Origin of the sequence: Massilia sp. DWR3-1-1, from assembly GCF_049898325.1 — a bacterium.
Classification (GTDB): Bacteria; Pseudomonadota; Gammaproteobacteria; order Burkholderiales; family Burkholderiaceae_D; genus JAFCUW01.
Map to the genome: position 1 here is coordinate 1 of NZ_JAFCXL010000057.1, position 2,515 is coordinate 2,515.

The following is a 2,515-nucleotide window of genomic DNA, read 5'->3' on the forward strand; positions in this document are numbered from 1 at the left end:
CCTACTCGCACCGCCCTGGCATCATCAAATCGAAGCCTCGGGTCCCACGTCCGAAATCGCACAAGTTCATGAGCCAGAAGCCGTGCTGAGACGCGGCGCTGCTAAGTTCGGTGGATTGAGTGATAACCGCAGAGAAATACGCACTGTTTATGCTACGGGCAATAGCCCCGTAGCAGAAAGTAAGGACGACTTGACGGCGCCGTTTATCACTGGCAGTGCCTTGCTGTATGACGCCGGACGGACGGTTGGTCGCATCAGCATCACGCGCTCCTTGCGCTCTGCAGTTGAGTCGGCACTGCTGATGCTACTCGGCAGCGGCACTTTCGGCGCTGCGACATTTTTCGTCATCAGAAACTTGCCATTGCGCGCACTACGTCGTGCATTCGCAGACCTTGCTGAGGAGAAGGAAAAGGCCCAGATTACGCTGCAATCGATCGGCGACGCTGTCATCACCACTGACGCTGACATGCGGGTTGAATATATCAATCCGATCGCGGAAAAGTTAACCGGGTGGAGCAATGCCGATGCGCGAGGCAGGGATATAAACCAGGTCTTCAAGATCTATAACGAACAAACGCGTTTACCTGCGGCCAATCCTATCCATGAGTGTCTCGAAACGCGTGAAATCGTCGAAATGGAAAACCACACCATTCTGGTTCGGTGTACAGACAGCCAGGAATTTCATATCGAAGACTCGGCCGCACCGATTCGCCGCGCAGACGGCACCATATTTGGCGCGGTCATGGTGTTCCACGATGTGTCTGAGCGCAAGGCTGAGCAGAGCCGTTTGCAACACATCGCCTTTCATGACAGCTTGACGGGCTTGCCTAACCGGGCGCTTTTTCGAAAATCACTGTCCGCTTCAATTACCGACGCCAGATTGACGGATAAACACGTTGGCGTGTTGTTCCTCGATCTGGACCGCTTCAAGACCGTCAATGACAGTCTGGGACACGGCATTGGCGATGAGTTGCTGATTCTGGTTGCAAAGCGGCTTGAGCAATGTACACGGAGAAGCGACCTGATATGCCGCATGGGCGGCGACGAATTTACTGCTGTGCTGAGCAGCATACATACCCCGGAGGACGCTGGGGCAGTGAGTGCGTACATCATCCAGTCGTTTGCCAAGCCGTTCACCGTACAAGAACACGAGCTCCACATTTCCACGAGCATCGGCATTGCAATCTATCCGAAAGATGGAGAGGATGCGGATGCGCTGCTGAAACATGCGGATGCTGCGATGTACCATGCGAAAGCGTTGGGTCGAAATGCTTACCAATACTTCAATAGCGCGATGGGTGCCGAGGCTATTCGCGAATTGCAACTTCGGAACGGCTTGCGCGCCGCTTTGGAAAACAAGGAGTTCATTCTGGAGTATCAGCCGAAACTGCATCTTGAACAAAACCGGATTGTCGGGGCAGAGGCGTTGATCCGCTGGCAAAGTCCCGAGTTTGGCCGTGTCATGCCAGGGGACTTTATTCCCAATCTGGAAGAGTCAGGGGCGATCGTTGTCGTGGGAAGCTGGGTATTGCGTACGGCAATTGCCCAAGCGAAGCAGTGGCATGATGCAGGGAATTCCATCGTGGTATCCGTGAACGTGTCTGCGCATCAATTCAGGCAAGCTGGGCTCGTGGAGCAAATTGCGGCGATGCTGAAAAAGGCCGAACTGCCACCCGAGCTGCTACAGATAGAAATCACTGAGAGTCTGTTGATGGATGATTCAACGAGCAGCGAAACCATCATGCGAGAACTTATTAACATCGGGGTCAATATTTCTCTGGACGACTTTGGAACCGGTTACTCTTCACTGAGTTATTTGCGGCGTTTTCCGATCAATGAACTCAAGATAGATCGCTCGTTTGTGGTCGACCTGGACACGGAAGAAACGGCGAAGAAAATTGTCAAGACGGTCATCGAACTGGGCCATGCTTTAGGGATGAAAGTAACGGCGGAAGGCGTAGAAACGGAGAGCCAGCGGTCTCATTTGCAAGCGATCGGATGCGACGAGATCCAAGGGTACCTGTTGAGCCGTCCGCTGCCATCAGATGTGTTCGAGGCTTTGTTCAGTCAATCGCGGACACCTCTCTACGAAGTCAATTTTAGTGCGGAAATTAGCGGCCTCCGCCCGTACCAATCCGCGGACGGGCTTAATCTGGCCTGATTCCACTGCGCGCTATTGATCGAACGTATTCTATTGGCCATGGCAGCGTAGACCATCAGCGAAAGTGCGCCGTGAGTGCCGCAGGAAAGACCGCTGTTGGCCGAAACCGGCTGTTCGAACAAGTCTATAGTGTTGTCAATTTGAACTTGTTGCAATTCGTGCTGACCGGCCGCATTCGACCCAAAGCAGACCTTTCAATTATGCCCCTCAGCCTGAATATGCACCTGTATATCAGGGGCGTTGTTGAATTAATCGACGCCAGGCAAAAACGTCCCTAGTTTCGGTCCGTTTTTAGATTTTTACCGACACCGGCATACCGAAGCTGGTCATCGTGTTCAGTGCTGACGCACTGAT

The 2,515-nt window shown here is 53.1% G+C and carries 1 protein-coding gene; it reads left to right on the plus strand.

Annotation, left to right across the window (positions count from 1 at the left end):
- Nucleotides 1-2,161: putative bifunctional diguanylate cyclase/phosphodiesterase (locus ACP7EY_RS23795; RefSeq protein WP_426197728.1), on the plus strand; the 2,161-nt coding region annotated here is incomplete at its 5' end.
- Nucleotides 2,162-2,515 lie beyond the last annotated feature (354 nt).